Annotated in this window: 16 protein-coding genes; all 16 read left to right on the forward strand. The window is 50.4% G+C overall.

All coding sequences use genetic code 11. From position 1 onward, the window contains the following. Positions 1-20: 20 nt before the first annotated feature. The 16 genes from BUA83_RS00615 (at position 21) to BUA83_RS00690 (ending at position 16,846) form a co-directional block, all read left to right on the forward strand. Complete coding sequence (locus BUA83_RS00615; RefSeq protein WP_072934254.1) at positions 21-869, forward strand: 4Fe-4S dicluster domain-containing protein; 849 nt, start codon at positions 21-23, stop codon at positions 867-869. Between the two features lie 36 nt (positions 870-905). Then, entirely contained in the window at positions 906-1,577 is a 672-nt protein-coding gene (locus BUA83_RS00620) for a corrinoid protein (protein WP_072934255.1), read from the forward strand. Between the two features lie 10 nt (positions 1,578-1,587). Next, positions 1,588-2,613 (forward strand): uroporphyrinogen decarboxylase family protein, encoded by a 1,026-nt coding sequence (locus BUA83_RS00625; protein WP_072934669.1) that lies wholly within the window; start codon positions 1,588-1,590, stop codon positions 2,611-2,613. A 19-nt stretch (positions 2,614-2,632) separates the two neighbouring features. After that, a complete protein-coding gene (locus BUA83_RS00630) occupies positions 2,633-3,535 on the forward strand; it encodes a class I SAM-dependent methyltransferase (protein WP_072934256.1) in 903 nt (300 codons plus the stop codon). A 27-nt stretch (positions 3,536-3,562) separates the two neighbouring features. Continuing rightward, a complete protein-coding gene (locus BUA83_RS00635) occupies positions 3,563-4,717 on the forward strand; it encodes a trans-sulfuration enzyme family protein (protein WP_072934257.1) in 1,155 nt (384 codons plus the stop codon). A 13-nt stretch (positions 4,718-4,730) separates the two neighbouring features. Further along, positions 4,731-5,642 (forward strand): PLP-dependent cysteine synthase family protein, encoded by a 912-nt coding sequence (locus BUA83_RS00640; RefSeq protein WP_072934258.1) that lies wholly within the window; start codon positions 4,731-4,733, stop codon positions 5,640-5,642. Between the two features lie 139 nt (positions 5,643-5,781). Then, a complete protein-coding gene (locus BUA83_RS00645) occupies positions 5,782-6,237 on the forward strand; it encodes a YaaR family protein (protein WP_072934259.1) in 456 nt (151 codons plus the stop codon). Beyond that, positions 6,237-7,238 (forward strand): DNA polymerase III subunit delta', encoded by a 1,002-nt coding sequence (gene holB / locus BUA83_RS00650; RefSeq protein ID WP_072934260.1) that lies wholly within the window; start codon positions 6,237-6,239, stop codon positions 7,236-7,238. The genes BUA83_RS00645 and holB overlap by 1 nt, the downstream gene beginning before the upstream one ends. A 38-nt stretch (positions 7,239-7,276) precedes the next feature. Continuing rightward, complete coding sequence (locus BUA83_RS00655) at positions 7,277-8,398, forward strand: PSP1 domain-containing protein (RefSeq protein ID WP_072934261.1); 1,122 nt, start codon at positions 7,277-7,279, stop codon at positions 8,396-8,398. Then, positions 8,391-9,140 carry a tRNA1(Val) (adenine(37)-N6)-methyltransferase gene (locus BUA83_RS00660; RefSeq protein WP_072934262.1) on the forward strand — a complete coding sequence of 250 codons (750 nt, stop codon included), beginning with the start codon at positions 8,391-8,393 and terminating at the stop codon, positions 9,138-9,140. Before BUA83_RS00655 ends, BUA83_RS00660 begins: the two co-directional genes overlap by 8 nt. Further along, positions 9,137-10,021 (forward strand): 16S rRNA (cytidine(1402)-2'-O)-methyltransferase, encoded by an 885-nt coding sequence (rsmI, locus tag BUA83_RS00665; RefSeq protein ID WP_072934263.1) that lies wholly within the window; start codon positions 9,137-9,139, stop codon positions 10,019-10,021. Before BUA83_RS00660 ends, rsmI begins: the two co-directional genes overlap by 4 nt. A gap of 89 nt (positions 10,022-10,110) precedes the next feature. Then, complete coding sequence (gene gmd / locus BUA83_RS00670; RefSeq protein WP_072934264.1) at positions 10,111-11,142, forward strand: GDP-mannose 4,6-dehydratase; 1,032 nt, start codon at positions 10,111-10,113, stop codon at positions 11,140-11,142. 18 nt (positions 11,143-11,160) lie between these two features. Then, positions 11,161-12,096, forward strand: a complete 936-nt coding sequence (locus BUA83_RS00675; RefSeq protein WP_072934265.1) for a GDP-L-fucose synthase family protein — start codon at positions 11,161-11,163, stop codon at positions 12,094-12,096. A gap of 2 nt (positions 12,097-12,098) precedes the next feature. Beyond that, complete coding sequence (locus BUA83_RS00680; RefSeq protein WP_072934266.1) at positions 12,099-13,409, forward strand: sugar phosphate nucleotidyltransferase; 1,311 nt, start codon at positions 12,099-12,101, stop codon at positions 13,407-13,409. Positions 13,410-13,547: 138 nt separating this feature from the next. Further along, the gene (locus BUA83_RS00685) at positions 13,548-14,918 is read left to right on the forward strand and encodes an LCP family protein (RefSeq protein WP_072934267.1); all 1,371 of its coding nucleotides are present in this window, start codon (positions 13,548-13,550) and stop codon (positions 14,916-14,918) included. Further along, positions 14,915-16,846 (forward strand): ABC-F family ATP-binding cassette domain-containing protein, encoded by a 1,932-nt coding sequence (locus BUA83_RS00690; protein WP_072934268.1) that lies wholly within the window; start codon positions 14,915-14,917, stop codon positions 16,844-16,846. Before BUA83_RS00685 ends, BUA83_RS00690 begins: the two co-directional genes overlap by 4 nt. The last annotated feature ends 9 nt before the right edge of the window (positions 16,847-16,855 follow it).

Consider the following 16,855-nt stretch of genomic DNA (forward strand, 5'->3'; position numbering starts at 1 on the left):
TATGGAATGGGGAATGAGCAATGGCATCAGAAAAAGCAAGACTAAAGGACAAAATCGTAAGAAAGGCGAAGGCGCTGGATATAAATTTAATCGGTGTAGCGCCGGTAAAGCGCTGGCAGGAGCAGCATCTGAATGATGAGGAATTTTGGCCGCAGAATATATGGCCCTGGGCTAAAAATGTTATAGTTCTCGCTATGCAGATTTTCCCGGGTATGATTGAGACGACTCCTTCGGTTGTGTATTCGGAGCTTTATAACACTACAAACCGCCTTTTGGATGATGTTTCATACCGTATAGCGAATTTTTTGAATGAGGAAGGCTATAGGGCACATTTCTTCCCGCGGGACTGCTACGGAGATATTTCAGCGCTGGTTAAGCGGCCTGAGGCAGCCTTCTCACATGTAATAGCAGGATATTACGCAGGACTGGGTACTATAGGTCTTAATCATACGCTTATAACAAAAAAGTACGGACCGCGTATCCGCCTCGTCTCAATAATCACGGACGCGGAGCTTCCTGCCAGCCGCATGCTGAAGGAGGATGTGTGCATCCGCTGTCAGGCGTGTATCAGGGCGTGTCCGATGCAGGCCTTCACATGGAAGAAGGGGGAGCCTGTGGCGAACATGGACAAACACAAATGTGCTCTTTACCACCAGCAGCTGAAGCAGGAATTTCATTATCCCTGCGGACGGTGCGCGGCGGCCTGCCCGGTAGGCCTTGATAAGAAGCGCTACGGAGCAAATGCTATAAGCGCAGAGGGTATTCTGCACTGCCGCGATTTCGGAGCGGCAGATGCCGGAGAGATAAAAAAACAGAAGGGCAGCGTGGTAAGAATAGCCGGGCGTGCCGCAAAGAAGAATTTTGGCTGATAAATATGTGAAGCTGATGAAAGAGGAGGAATTTATATGGCAACGGAACAGGAACTGCACCAGGGACTTTATGACGCGGTTGTAGATATGGATGAAGAGCAGTCGGCGGAGCTCGCGTCGGAGGTTGTAAAGGCCGGCTATGATGCCTACGCTGCGATAGAGCAGGGACTCTCAAAGGGAATGGACAAGGTGGGCGAGCTTTATGAGCAGGAGGAATATTTCATTCCTGAGCTCCTTCTGTGCTCGGATGCGATGTATGCGGGAATTGATATTCTGAAGCCGCATATCGTCCGCGAGGAAACGAGGGTGCAGCATAAGGTGGTTATAGGTGTCGTTGAGGGAGATACCCACGACATAGGAAAGAACCTTGTGAAAATCATGCTGGAAAGCGCAGGCTTTGAGGTTATAGACCTTGGGCGCGACATCAAGGCTCAGGCTTTTATAGATGCTGCCGAGGAAAACGGCGCTGAGATTATCGCGCTCTCAACACTTATGACAACGGCAATGCCATCCATGCAGGAGGTTGTTGAGCTTCTCGAAAAACAGGATAAGCGTGATAAATACAAGGTGCTGATTGGCGGAGGCCCTATTTCCCCGAATTTCGCAAAGAAAATACGGGCAGACGCATACGCTTCTACGGCAGCGGAAGCAGCCCGCATCGCCAAGGATTTTGCAGCGGCGGAGGAAGCCGCCCTGCAGAGCGCGTGAGGTGAAGGCAATGAATGATATTTCCCCTAAGGAACGTCTTTTCCGCGTGCTTGAAAAGAAAACTGTAGACCGTCCGCCTGTTATATGCCCGGGAGGAATGATGAACAGTGCAACTGTGGATGTCATGAAGGAATGCGGCGCGTCCTTCCCTACAGTGCACCACAGTGCTGAGGCTATGGAGCGGCTCTCCTCTTCGGTGCAGACGAGGACAGGCTTTGAAAATTTCGGCATCCCCTACTGTATGACGGTTGAGGCTGAGGTGCTGGGAAGCGAGATTGATTTTGGAAACGAGGAATGCGAGCCGAAAATTGCCAAGGAGCGTTATGAGTTTTCGAGGGATGTTCCGATTCATGACGTGAAAAAGCTGGTCAAAGAGGGCCGCATAGAGGCTATTGCCAAGGCAGGCTATGAAATCGGCAGAAAAAATCCGGATATTCCTGTAATCGGAAGTCTTACAGGCCCTGTGTCCACGGCGGCTTCGATTGTAGACCCGATGACCTTTTTGAAGGAGCTTCGGAGGGATAAGGAAAACGCGAACCGCGTTCTGGACTATGTGGCGGATTTCCTCATAGAGTACGCCAAGGTCCTTGTAGAAAGCGGGTTCCCTGTAATAACAATCGCAGACCCCACGGCGACGGGCGAAATTTTGGGACCGAAGATGTTCGGTGACTACGCTGTGCCGTATCTCAACAAGCTGGTGGACGGGATTCATGCTTTGGATACTCCTGTAATTGTGCATATATGCGGACGGCTTGAGTCGGTAGAAAAGCATCTCGCAGGAATCCACGCTGATGCCATAAGCACAGACGCGATGGTTAATCTGAAAAATATCAAGGCAGCCTGTGGAGTGGGCACGGTAATGGGAAATCTCAGTACCTTTGCGCTGCAGCTGCAGACGCCTGATGTCATCCAAAGGGCAACAGAAAAGCTTTTGAGCGACAAAATCGACATAATAAGTCCTGCCTGCGGTCTTTCTACGACGACTCCGGCGGATAACATAAGAGTTATGACGGAAACCGTAAAGCAGTCGGGTTAATGGGAAAGGAAGAAGAAATATGATAGCCGAACAGGAAAGTATGACAGCGAAGCTTTGCTCCTTCGCACGCGCATACCATTCGACAATGGGAAAAAATAAAATATTTGATGATTATCTTGCTTACGACATCATCGGAAAGGACGAATACGACCGAATAGGCCGTCTGCTCCAGAGTGATTACGCGGCAGAACCCTACGAGCCGCGCTATGGCTTTGAAAGTGTATGGGTATTTGATGAAATGGACCGTTATTTTTCACCGATTACACTTTCGCGTATAGCCTTTGCAGAGCGTGCACTGCGCCGTTTTGCAGAGAGCCGTTCGGAAAGCCAGTATGTAGTGCTGGGGGCTGGAATGGATACCTTTGCCTTCCGCAACACAGATGAAACCATACAGATTTACGAGCTTGACCATCCTGACACACAGGCGTACAAGCTGCAGCGAATCCACAAGCTGCGCTGGACGATACCCGAAAATGTCCACTATGCTCCTGTGGATTTTGAAAAGGAAGAGTTCGGACGCGCACTTCTCAGAGCAGGCTTCTGTCAGGCAGGTGCATCCTTCTTCTCGCTTTTGGGTGTTGCGTATTATCTTACGCCTGAGAGCTTCAGACGCATCGTGCGCGGTATAGGCGAGCTCGCCTCCTCGGGAAGTCAGTTCGTGTTTGACTTCCCTGATGAGACAACCTTTGCGGAAAAGCGTCCGAGACGCGTCCGCGAGCTTACGGAAATCACCAGCAAGCTGGGTGAGCCTATGCTCCACGGATTCTCAGTTGATGAGATTCACACAATCCTCAACGAGGAAGGCTTCAATATCCGCCGTCATGAAGGCCCGAGAGATATTCAGCGTCACTTCTTTGATGACCGTATGGACAATCAGAGGGCTATGGAAAACATTCATTTCATCCTGGCGGAGAAAAAATAAAAAAGATAAATAACGGAGATGGGAAAAATGGGAAGCTATGAGAAGATTGAGAGTGCCCTGATTCATGCAGGGTACGAAAATGACAAACAGACAGGCGCGGTTAATGTGCCAATCTATCAGACATCCACATATCAGCAGGACGGTATCGGGGAAATGCGCGGGGGCTGGGAATACTCGCGCACGGGAAATCCTACCCGTCAGGCTCTTGAGAAGCTGATTGCGGAGCTTGAGAAGGGCACCGCAGGCTTTGCCTTCGGCTCAGGTATGGCTGCGCTTACAGCTGTGCTCAGTCTTTTTAAGACCGGGGATAAGATTCTCCTGTCGAGCAACGTGTATGGCGGAACCTTCCGCGTGCTGGACAAGGTGTTCAACCATTTCGGCATCACATACTCCCTTGAGGATATGACCGATGTTGAGGCCTTCGAAAAGAAGCTGACGCCTGATGTAAAGGCGGTACTTATCGAAAGCCCTGCAAATCCGCTGCTCACAATCACGGACCTGGCGGCTGTGGCTGCGGCGGCAAAGAGACACGGCGCTTTGACAATAGTTGACAACACCTTTATGAGTCCGTACCTCCAGCGTCCGCTTGAGCTTGGCGCGGATATCGTCGTACACAGCGCGACAAAATATCTTGGCGGACACAGCGACGTTGTTGCAGGTCTTGCCGTCGTGAAGGACGCAAAGCTTGCAGAGCAGATTGCGTTTATTCAGAACTCCACGGGAGGTGTTTTGGGGCCATTTGACTCCTTCCTGCTTATCCGCGGAATAAAGACTCTTGCGGTGCGCCTTGACCGTCACACGGAAAACGCGCAGGCGATTGCGGAATGGCTGGCGGAAAATCCTGAGGTCAGCAGAGTTTATTATCCGGGGCTTACAACGCATCCGGGATACGATATTAACGCCCGTCAGGCGAAAAACGGCGGCGCCATGATATCCTTTGAGCTTACTGAAAAACATGACATCCGTAAATTTTACAAATCCCTGAAGCTTATTGCACTGGCGGAAAGCCTCGGCGGTGTTGAGAGCCTCGTCTGCCATCCGGCAACCATGACTCACGCTGCGATTCCAAAGGAAACACGGGAAAAGGTCGGCATCACGGACAATCTCATTCGTTTTTCCGTCGGAATTGAGGCAAAGGAAGACTTGATTGCGGATTTGACACAGGCAATTCAGAACAGCTGAGGGGGAAAATATCATGAAATATTATAAATCAATGCAGGAGCTCATCGGGCATACGCCGCTCGTTGAGCTGACACATTTCGACCTTCCGGAGGGCGTACGGATTTTTGCAAAGCTGGAGCTTTGGAACCCGGGCGGCAGCGCAAAGGACCGCGTGGGACGCTCCATGATTGAGGAGGCAGAAAAAAGCGGAAGACTTAAACCCGGCGGTACAATCATCGAGGGAACTGCAGGAAATACGGGACTGGGTATTGCCTTTGCGGCACTGAACAAGGGTTATCGTGTTATTTTCTGCGTGCCTGAAAAATTCTCCGCGGAAAAGCAGACACTTATGAAGGCCATGGGGGCAGAGATTGTATCGACGCCGCGTTCCGAGGGAATGCTGGGGGCAGAGGCGAAGGCAGCAGAGCTTCGTGATTCCATCCCGGGCGCTGTCACAATGAACCAGTTCAAAAATCAGGCGAATCCGAAGGCTCATTACGATACGACGGGCCCGGAGATTTTTGAGGACCTTGACGGGGAAATAGATTACCTCGTATCAGGGGCAGGCACCGGCGGAACTTTTTCAGGCATCACAAAGTATCTGAAGGAGAAAAATCCTGCTATACAGGGAATTCTTGCGGACCCTGTCGGTTCTGTCATCGGCGGAGGCGAGCACGGGGATTATGAGATAGAGGGTATCGGAAATGATTTTATCGCTGAGACTATGGATACGAGTCTCGTTGATAAGGTGTACAAGATTTCTGATGATGAAGCCTTCGGCGAGGTTAAGGAACTGGCAAAAAGAGAGGGGCTTTTTGTCGGTTCATCCGCAGGAGCGGCAATGTCCGCAGCACTGAAGCTTGTCAGGGACGGCGCGAAGGGAAACATCGTCGTGGTGTTTGTTGACCGCGCAGAAAGATATTTCAGCAAACATATTTTGGATTAAAATTTTTGTCGGGCGCTTTTTGCGCTCGGCTTTTTCTTTTTCCCCACGCTATTGTATGGTATAATAATACATTGAGAATGGGGCGGTATTTCTTTTTTGCCGCCTGCGGCTAACAACCTCCGAAATGAAGGTGAAGAATATGAAGATTGATGCGCTTTCGACACAGCGTCAGCAGTCCATGACCCGTGAAACAGGCTCAGGGGCAAGGGCGCATGTGGCAGACACTAATACCGAATTTTCCACGGAGCTCGAAGATCAGCAGAGCAGCATGTCCCGCGAGCAGCTTGAGGAGCTTTTGAAAAAAATCGACGAGCAGGGTGCGCGTCTTACCAACACGCCGACCTATGACGAGCTGAAGGAATATCGCTCACTTGTCAAGGAATTTGTCGGTGAGGCGGTGTCGCGTATGTATTCGCTGCATACCTCGGCAGGCTGGGACCGCATGGGAAGACAGAAGGTCTATACCACCGTCAGGAAAATTGACCGTGAGCTTGAGAATATGGCAGAGGATATACGCCTCGGACAGGCAGACGCGCTCTCCATTGTGGCCAGTCAGGACGCAATCCGCGGAATGCTTGTAGACCTTTACAGCTGATGGAAACGTCATGGGAGGGAATCCTCGGACAGGAAGAAGCGGTCGGAAGACTGCGGCGTATGCTGCAGGAAAAAAGGCTTCCCCATGCGCTGCTGTTTTACGGCCCTGAGGGCGTGGGAAAAAGAAGAGCGGCACAGGCACTGGCTGCGCCGCTTCTATGTGAAAATCCTGTGAATGGAACGGCATGCGGCCACTGTGCAGGCTGCCGTGCCCTGAGGGATGACACGCACCCGGATTTTTACCTTGTGGAGCCTGAAAGCAGCGGACGTTCCGCGAAAAGTATAAAAATCGAGCAGATTCGTGAGCTTGAAAGAGAAATAGGGCGTGTTCCAAAGCTTGCAAAGCGCCGTGTCGTTCTTATGGAAGCAGCGGAACGTATGAATGAAGCTGCTGAAAACAGCCTGTTAAAGACCTTGGAGGAGCCGTCCGGGGATGTTGTATTCATTTTGGTGACGAGTGCGCGGCAGGCACTGCTGGACACCATTGTGTCCCGGTGTCTGCTGCTTCCGTTTGCTCCGCTGGATGATACAGTTATCCTGAGGCTTATGAAGGAGAAAGGCATTTCGGATAGCGAAGCGCAGGGGATTGCGCCTCTCGCGTCCGGGAGTATAGGAAGGGCGTTGAGACTCGCGGGGGAAGGAGCACTTTCCCTCAGGAGGGACGCTCTTGATATGCTGAAACGCCTGCCTTCAATGCCTGCCTCAGAGGTGTGGACAGAGGGCGAGCGCCTGGGAAAGCTGCCGGCAGAGGAGCTTTTGGACTGGGTCAGGTATATGCGGCTCCTTCTTCGCGATATGCTGGCGCTGTACAGCGGCGCGGCTGTGAGCCAGAAGGACCTTGCGGAGGAGCTGGGAGGGCTGCTTTCCGGATTTTCCGAGGAACGGATTTTTTATATTATGGATTTGGCAAAGGAGCTGGAGAAAAGGCTTACAGGCTCCAATGCAAATGCAAGACTGCAGGCAGAAGCGTTTCTGCTGCGTGCAAATAATCAGAATCGGTAATTCTTCCAAGATGAAGAGTTACGGCAGGAGGGAATACATTGCAGACGATTGTTGGCGTCCGTTTCAAAAAAGCGGGCAAAATATATTATTTCGGGATAGGGCCGCTTGAAATCAAGACGGGCGACGATGTTATCGTGGAAACTGCCCGTGGGGTAGAGTTCGGACATGTCGTTCTCGGGCCGCGTCAGGTTGATGACGCTGAGGTAACGCTTCCATTGAAGGCGGTACAGCGCAAGGCAACGGATGAAGACCGTGAGCGCGTAAAGAGCAATCATGAGCAGGAGAAGGAAGCAATGCGCATCTGCGAAGAAAAGATTGCGGCAAGAAATCTTCCCATGAAGCTTGTAGATGTTGAATACACCTTTGATATAAATAAAATTGTTTTCTATTTTACCGCCGACGGACGTGTTGACTTCCGCGAGCTGGTAAAGGACCTGGCGGCAGTTTTCCGTACACGTATCGAGCTTCGTCAGATTGGTGTGCGTGATGAGGCGAAAATGCTTGGCGGTATCGGCTGCTGCGGCCGTCCTCTCTGCTGCGCAACCTTCCTTGGTGAGTTTGCGCCGGTATCAATACGCATGGCGAAGGAGCAGAATCTTTCCCTGAACCCGACAAAGATTTCGGGAATCTGCGGAAGACTCATGTGCTGCCTCAAATACGAGAGTGAATGCTACTGCGACCAGTGTCCTGTCCAGAAGAAGGTACAGCCACCGGCACAGGGGAGCCGCGTTGTCAGCATCGAGGGCGAGGGCCGTGTAATTTCGCTGAACCAGCAGCGCCGCACGGCGACAATTCTTCTTGATGACGGTAAAACAATCGTGGCATCCTGGGAGGACGTTGTCGAGAAGGAGCCTGAGGAAGAGGATCTCGCAAATGTAGCGGCACTTGCTGCTATTGCCGCAATTCAGGCTGAGGCTGCGGAAAACGGAATGGGTGACCGCCCACGCGGACGCAGACGCCGTTCACGAGGAGACGGAGAGCACCGCAGGGACAAAGGCAGCAAGGAAGGATACGGAAATGAGGGACACGGTCACGGAAAACGTGACTTCGGAGACAGACCTCACCGTGACAAAGGACAGCGCGACCATAAGGACCGCCGTCCGCGCCGCGAACGCCGCGATAACCATGAAAACCCGGGAACCAACGAGGCGAATGAGTAAAATAGTTCTTCATGAAAATGAACGCCTCGACGACCTGAATCATCTCGGACGTCAGATTATACAGCGTACGGATGCCTTCTGCTTTGGTATGGACGCGGTGCTTCTGGCACATTTTCCAAAATATGGGGCAAGATGCCGTGTGCTTGACCTTGGAACAGGAACGGGTGTAATTCCTCTTCTGATGGCAGAGGAAGCGGATACTGTTGATGCTCTGGAGCTGGATGCTGAAATGGCTGAGCGTGCGGCCCGGAGCGTGGAGTACAACGGACTGGAAGAAAAAATCCGTGTGAAGCAGGGAGATTATCGGGAAATAAAGGAACTGTATCCTGCTGAGAGCTTTGATGTTGTACTGGCAAATCCACCGTATTTTCCTGTAAAAAGCGGACTTGCCGCGGCTGTTCCCGAAAAGGCAAAGGCACGTCATGAGCTGACAGCTACGCTTTCTGATGTTATCCGTGCCGCGAGGTACGTGCTTAAATATCACGGGCGGTTTGCTATGGTGCATATTCCCGAACGGTTGGATGAGATTTTCGTGGCGCTTTCGGCAAATCAGATGGCGCCTAAACGGGTGCAGCTTATAGAACCCCGTGAAGGAAAACCGGCGAATCTTGTGCTTGTAGAAGCAATGGTGGGAGGACAGGCAGGAAGCATCCGCTGGCTGCCCACACTTCGGGTTTATGATAAAGAAGGAAAATATACGGCTGAGGCTTTGAAGTATTACGGGAAGGAATCTATGGAATGAGCAAGCAGGAAGAAAAGCGGGAGGACGTTCGGACGCAGAAGGCGCCCGGCGTCCTTTATTTGTGCGCAACTCCTATAGGAAATCTGGAGGATATGACGTACCGCGCCGTGCGCATATTGGGGGAAGTTCCCATGATTGCGGCAGAGGATACGAGACATACGCGGCAGCTTCTGACACATTTTGATATTCATACGAAGCTCACAAGCTATCATGAGCACAACAAAATGGAAAAAGGGCAGGAGCTTATAGACTGGATGCTGGAGGGCAATGACCTTGCCTGTGTCAGTGACGCGGGACTTCCGGGGATTGCAGACCCGGGAAGCATGCTGGCACAGCAGGCAATAGAAGCCGGCATACGTGTTATCCCGCTTCCCGGAGCAAATGCGGCGCTGTCTGCACTCATCTCTTCGGGACTTGATACAACGCGCTTCTCCTTCGTGGGTTTTTTGCCGAAAACTAAGCAGAAGCGGAAGGAAAGACTTGATGAAGTAAAAAATCATCGTGAAACGCTTCTTTTTTATGAAGCACCGCATCATCTGAAGGCGACAATGGATGAACTTTTCGATGCGCTTGGCGACCGTCCGGCTGTTCTTGCAAGAGAGCTTACAAAAAAATTCGAGGAATTTTCAAGAGGAACTCTCGGAACTCTGCGTCCGTCAGTCAGCGGGATAGAACCCCGCGGCGAATACGTCATTGTGGTTTCGGGAAAGACAGAGGAGAACGAAGAAACACAGACGGCTAAGGCCTCACCTGCGGAGCTTGTTGAAAAATATATAGAAGCAGGCCAGAGCAAAAAAGAGGCAATGCGCAGCGCGGCGCAGGAGCTTGGCATATCAAGACGTGATGTGTATCAGACACTTTTGGAGCAGGAAAATGGTTAATATTCAAAAATTCTTTGATAAAAACCGAAATATTGTATTATCATATATATTAAACTGATTTTTAATTTAGTGTTCGGAGGAAACAGCACATGAAAAAGGCATTGCTCACAGGCATTACAGGGCAGGACGGCGCATATCTTACGGAATTTCTTTTGGACAGGGACTACGAGGTGCACGGTATCGTGCGCAGGCACAGTACCCCATGCACCGACCGCATCGACCATATTCTGAATAACCCGGAGCTTAAGGACAGAGTTATTCTTCATTACGGAGACCTTACCGATGCCAGCAGTCTGAGTAATATCGTTGGCAGGGTACGCCCTGACGAGGTCTATAATCTCGCGGCACAGTCTCATGTAGGCGTTTCCTTCGAGGTTCCTGAGTACACGGCGCTGGCTACCGGCGTAGGCGGAATCCGTCTCCTTGAGGCGATTCGTCAGAACGAGGTTCCCTGCAGATATTATCAGGCATCGACCTCGGAGCTTTTTGGCGGACTTCCGGGAACTGCTCCCCAAAGCGAAAAGACACCCTTCTACCCGAAAAGCCCTTACGGAGCAGCGAAGCTCTACGCTTACTGGGTTACGGTCAACTACCGTGAGGCATATGGAATGTTTGCGGCCAACGGTATACTGTTCAACCACGAATCTCCGCGGCGCGGCGAAACCTTTGTAACGCGTAAGATTACCATTGCCGTTGCGAAAATACTCGCAGGCCTTCAGGACCATCTTTCCCTTGGAAACCTTGACGCGAAACGCGACTGGGGCTTTGCAGGCGATTATGTTGAAGGTATGTGGCTGATTCTTCAGCAGGATAAGCCGCAGGATTATGTCCTCGCGACCAATGAGACACATACCGTCCGTGAATTCTGTGAGCTTGCCTTTGCTGCGGCAGGGATGAAGCTCCGCTGGGAAGGCAGCGGCGTAGATGAAAAGGGCTATGACGCGGAGACAGGAAAGCTCCTTGTGGACGTTGATCCGAAATTCTTCCGCCCTGCTGAGGTAGAGCTTCTCTGGGGCGACTCAACAAAGGCAGAGAAGGAGCTGGGCTGGAAACGAAAGGTTGATTTCCCTTCCCTTGTCAAAATGATGGTAGATGCAGACAGAAAAACCTATGGAAAATAATTATTGAGGCGTATTGAGATGGAAAAAAACGCAAAAATATACGTAGCAGGCCATCGCGGGATGGTGGGCTCTGCTATAGTCCGTGAGCTTGAAAGACAGGGCTATACGAACATAATAACGCGGACACACAGGGAGCTTGACCTTTGCAGACAGGAAGAAGTCGAAAAATTCTTCGAAGAAGAAAAGCCCGAGTATGTCTTCCTTGCCGCGGCAAAGGTTGGCGGCATCATGGCAAATTCGGGAGCGCTGGCGGATTTCATGTATGACAACATGATTCTTGAAATGAATGTCATACACGCCGCATGGAAAAACGGAGTAAAGAAACTGGAATTTCTCGGTTCATCCTGCATATATCCGCGCATGGCACCTCAGCCCATGAAGGAAGACTGTCTTTTGACCTCTGAGCTTGAAAAAACAAACGAAGCATACGCACTGGCGAAAATATCGGGACTGAAATACTGCGAATACCTGAACCGTCAGTACAGTACAGACTTCATATCAGTCATGCCGACGAACCTCTACGGCCCGAATGACAACTATCACCCTGAGCACAGCCATGTACTGCCCGCGCTTATCAGGCGCTTCCATGAGGCAAAGGAAAAGGGACTCACTGAGGTCACCTGCTGGGGAGACGGCTCTCCGCTCCGCGAGTTCATGTATGTGGATGACCTGGCAAACCTCTGTGTATTTCTCATGAATAACTACAGCGGAAACGAAACAGTGAATGCCGGGACGGGAAAAGAGCTTACCATCAAAGAGCTGACATCTCTTGTTGCAAAGGTAGTAGGCTATACAGGAAAAATCCTGTGGGATACATCAAAACCAAATGGAACGCCGAGAAAGCTTCTTGACGTCTCAAAAGCAGAAAAGCTTGGCTGGAAGTATAAAACAGAGCTTGAGGACGGAATCAGAATGACCTATGAAGACTTCCTCAACAATCCCATGAGGGCGTAGAGATGAATATAGTCTTATTGTCAGGCGGCTCCGGCAAACGCCTGTGGCCGCTTTCGAACGACATACGTTCAAAGCAGTTCATAAAAATCTTTCCTTCAGAGAATGGCGGACGCATATCAATGGTGCAGCGTGTCTATGGGCAGATAAGAAACGCTCTTGGCGATGTTTCTGTTACCGTAGCAACATCACGCTCCCAGGCATCAATTCTCTCATCGCAGCTTTCAGAGGACGTTGACCTTTCAATAGAGCCATGCCGCAGGGATACATTTCCTGCAATGGCGCTTGTGGCGGCATACCTTCATGATGTGAAGCATGTGGATGAAAATGAGACGGTTGTCGTTTGTCCCATTGATCCTTATGTGGAAGAAAGCTATTTTTCTGCGCTTAAGGCTTTGGCTGAAATCGCGGAAAAGGGACAGGTAAATCTGGCACTCATGGGTATAGAGCCCACATATCCGAGTGAAAAATACGGATACATCCTGCCAAAATCAAAGGCACAGATTGCAGAGGTTGCTTCCTTTAAGGAGAAGCCTGATGTAAAAACAGCGCAGAAATATATAGATGAAGGCGCTCTTTGGAATGGCGGAGTCTTCGCCTTCAAACTCGGATATCTGCTTGGAAAAGCGCAGGAAAATATCGGCTTTTCAAGCTACGAGGAGCTTTTTTCCAAGTACGATACACTGGAAAAAATCAGCTTTGACTATGCAGTTGTAGAAAAAGAACCGAGCATAGCTGTAATGCGCTACGGTGGGAAATGGAAGGACCTCGGAACCTGGAACACTCTCACGGAAGCAATGCAGGTATCCTCCATAGGAAAGGCTGTCCTTGCCGATACATGTGAGGATGTGCATGTTATAAACGAGCTTGACGTGCCTATACTTTGCCTCGGACTAAAGAATATGGTAATAGCGGCAAGCCCCGAAGGAATCCTTGTAACGGACAAGAACCAGTCAAGCTACATAAAACCCTTCGTGGAAGCGTTTCATCAGCCGATAATGTACGCGGAAAAGGCATGGGGCAGCTACAAGGTCGTGGATATAGGAGAGGACAGCCTCACTATCAAGGTCACGCTCCTTGCAGGACACAAAATGAACTACCACAGCCACGAACGGCGTGATGAGGTATGGACAATCCTTTCAGGAACGGGAAAAGCTGTTCTCGACGGGAAGGAACAATCCGTAAGCCCCGGCGGCATAATAAAGATTCCAACAGGCTGCAAGCACACCATATACGCGGAAGAAGACCTGCAGCTGATCGAAATCCAGCGCGGAAAAGATATCGACGTAAACGACAAGAAAAAATGGGAACTGTAATCACAGGCGGACATGGCTGGGAGCTATGTCCGTTTTAGTTGTTTGCGGCGGATGTCTTCATTGATGAAGGATAGTATTTTTGATATACTTGTTGAAGATTTCATTTAATATAGTAGAGAAACGAACGGAGAATGAGGAATGAGAAAACGGCGCGGAGGGAAACGTCATATTTACACGCGTGCGATTTATTTTGTTGTGGTTGCGGTTGTGGCATTTGCGGCAGGGTTTGTCGGATGGAAGCTCCTTGGCGGTGAGCATAAGGCGGTTAAGATTGATGAGCCGAAGGCTCTTCGCTCGGAAATGACGAAGGAAATTATGGTTATGGGCATTGACCCGCGCAAGGATGATGCAGGTAGAAGCGATACGCTGATGCTGGTCACGATGAACGCCGAAAAGAAGAAGGCATCGGTGCTGTCCATACCCCGTGATACCCGTACCGTCATTGAAAATAACGGTTATGACAAAATCAATCACGCCTACGCGTACGGCGGTCACGAGTATACACAGAAGGCTGTGGAGAAGCTTCTTAATGTTAATGTGGATTATTACGTTATGATTGATGTTCATGCCTTCGAGCGTATCATTGATGCCATTGACGGAATAGATCTGGATGTTGAAAAGCGTATGTATTATGAAGATCCGTGGGATGACGACGGTGGGCTTGTAATAGACCTTTATCCGGGTATGCAGCATCTTGATGGCGAACGTGCTATGGAGTATGTGCGTTTCCGTGACGAGGAAGGAGATATCGGCCGTATCAAGAGGCAGCAGAAGTTTTTGAGTGCCCTTTTGACCAAGGCTGTTTCAACGGATACGCTTCCGAGAATCCCAAAGATTCTGGAGGAGCTTCGTTCTGTACTTAAAACGAATATGCCGATATCCGAGATGGCGGCTATGGCAAAGCATCTTCCTGAGATTCGCAGCAACGGCGTAGAGACGACGATGCTTCCGGGACAGCCTGCATGGTGGAACGATACCAGCTACTGGCTTCCTGATATCATTGGGGCCAGAGCGCTTCTGGCAGAGCAGATGGGCGTTGAGATGACGCAGGAAATGAAGGACGATGCAGAGAAGGATACAGAGGTGTATAACAGAAATCTCCCTGACGGGCTTACGGAGGTAAATGGCACGCTGGTGCTTCGCGGAGATGGTTCTGAGCCGGATGAGGGCTCTGTAAAAAATAAAAAAGAGGTAAAGAATAAAAAGGAAGAGGACAAGGAAACACGCAGTGATAAACGCAAGGATTTAAAGCCTGAGGATATTACAATCCGCGTCCTGAACGAAAGCGGAATAAACGGAGCCGGAGCAGAGACTGCAGAAATATTGAAAGGCAAGGGCTTTAAGATTTCGGATGTGGGCAATGGTGAAACGCAGACCAGGGAGAAAACGGTCTTTGTCGTGCCTGAAAGTGCTGCCGACCTCTTCTACGGAATGCCTTTTGACTGTGTGATTACTCTGAATGATGAGAGTACGCAGGCGGTGCTCCGTATTGGAAAGGATTACAGATGAGTTTACTTGAGGTTCACGGTCTGAAAAAGGCCTTTGGCATCGTGGAGCTTTTTCATGATGTTGATTTTCGTGTTGAAAAGGGTGACCGTGTGGGCTTTTTAGGTGCCAATGGTGCCGGAAAGACTACGCTTATGCGCTGCCTTTTGGGGCAGATGGAATATGACGGCGGAAATGTGCGTATTGATTCTGCCGCATCGGTCGGATATGTGGAGCAGCAGGCTTCTCTCGGAACGGGAACGCTGTATGAGGAGTTTCGCGGAGCCTTCAGTGATATTGAAGCTCTTGCCGATAAAAAAAGAAGGCTTGAGGAGGCTATCGCAAAGGGCGCGGATGATGAGACGATGGCGGAGTACAGCCGCGTCGTTGAGCGCTTTGAGCACATGGAGGGCTACGATTACGAAAGCCGCATACGCCGTATTGCCTTCGGATTAGGCTTTAATGACGAGGATTTAAAACGCAGTATTGAGCATCTTTCGGGTGGACAGAAAACCCGCGTGTGTCTGGCAAAGGCGCTTCTTCGTGAACCGGAGCTTTTGTTCCTGGACGAGCCTACAAACCATCTGGATATAGGCATGATAGAGTGGCTTGAGGGTTTTCTTGCTTCATATCCCGGCGGTGTTCTGATGATTTCTCATGACCGCTTCTTTCTGGACCGTGTAGCGACTAAGGTAATTGAGCTTGAGGGAGAAACTGTCACGACCTATGACGGCAATTACAGCTACTACATGAAGGTAAAGGAAGCACGGAGGGCAGCCCTTGAAAGCGCGTATGAAAAGCAACAGGAGCATATACGTGAAACAGAGGAATATATCCGTCGGTATAAGGCAGGAATAAAATCGAAGCAGGCCAGGGGCCGTCAGAGTCAGCTGAATCGTCTTGAACGGATTGTGCTGCCGCCGGAAAAGGCGAGGTTTAATTATTTTGCCTTTAATCCGCCTGCGGAATGTGCAGAACGGGTGGCTGAGCTTGAAGAGGTGTCGGCTGTTTTCGGAGAGAATACGGTGTTTTCAAAGCTTTCTCTGTTGGTACGCCGTGGCGACGGTGTTGCTGTTGTCGGACCGAATGGAGCAGGAAAGACGACACTTTTGAGGATTCTGTTGGGTGAGCTGGAGTCCCCGACAGGCCGCGTGAAAATCGGAAATCGTGTAAAAATCGGATATTTTTCCCAGCAGCATGAAGGTCTTAATATGGACCGTACGGTGCTGGAGGAAATTGAGTATGATTTCGATATGGACGAGGAGCAGGCGCGGCGGTATCTCGGTGCGTTTTTGTTCCGCGGGGATGAGGCCCTTCGGATAATCGGAGAGCTTTCGGGCGGCGAGCAGGCACGTCTGGCATTTCTTAAGCTGATGCTGACAGGCGCAAATTTCCTTGTTCTTGACGAGCCGACAAACCATCTTGACATTCCTGCAAAGGAAGCCGTTGAGGAAGCGCTTATGGCATTTCCCGGGACGTTTATTGTGGTTTCCCATGACCGCTATTTTCTTGACAAGGTCTCGAATTTTACTGTGGAGCTGGAAAACGGAAAGCTCACGGAGTATGGTGGAAACTACAGCTATTACAGGGAGAAAAAGGAAGAGCTTTTGAAGGAAGCAGAGGAGCTTTTGGCAGAGGAAGCTTCAAGGAAGGATAAAAAAGCAGTTCCTGAAAAGGAGAAAAAGGGAGTCCCTGTAAGGGAAAAGAGTTCTTCCGCAAAATCCAAGTATGCAGGGCTCAGTGAAGATAAACGGGCAGACCTTCTTCTGCGGGCTGAGGCTGAGATTGCAATGGCAGAGGCAGAGCTTAAAATGCTGGAGCATGAGATGAATGACCCTGCGGTGCAGTCAGACCCTGAGAGGTCGGCTAGGATTGCAGAGGAATACGCGGAAAAAGAAAAAGAAATTGAAAGAAGATATGAGGATTGGGGCGAGCTTTCGGGTGAAGCCTGAAATACGGGA

The organism is Schwartzia succinivorans DSM 10502, assembly GCF_900129225.1.
GTDB classification, from domain to species: Bacteria; Bacillota; Negativicutes; order Selenomonadales; family Selenomonadaceae; genus Schwartzia; species Schwartzia succinivorans.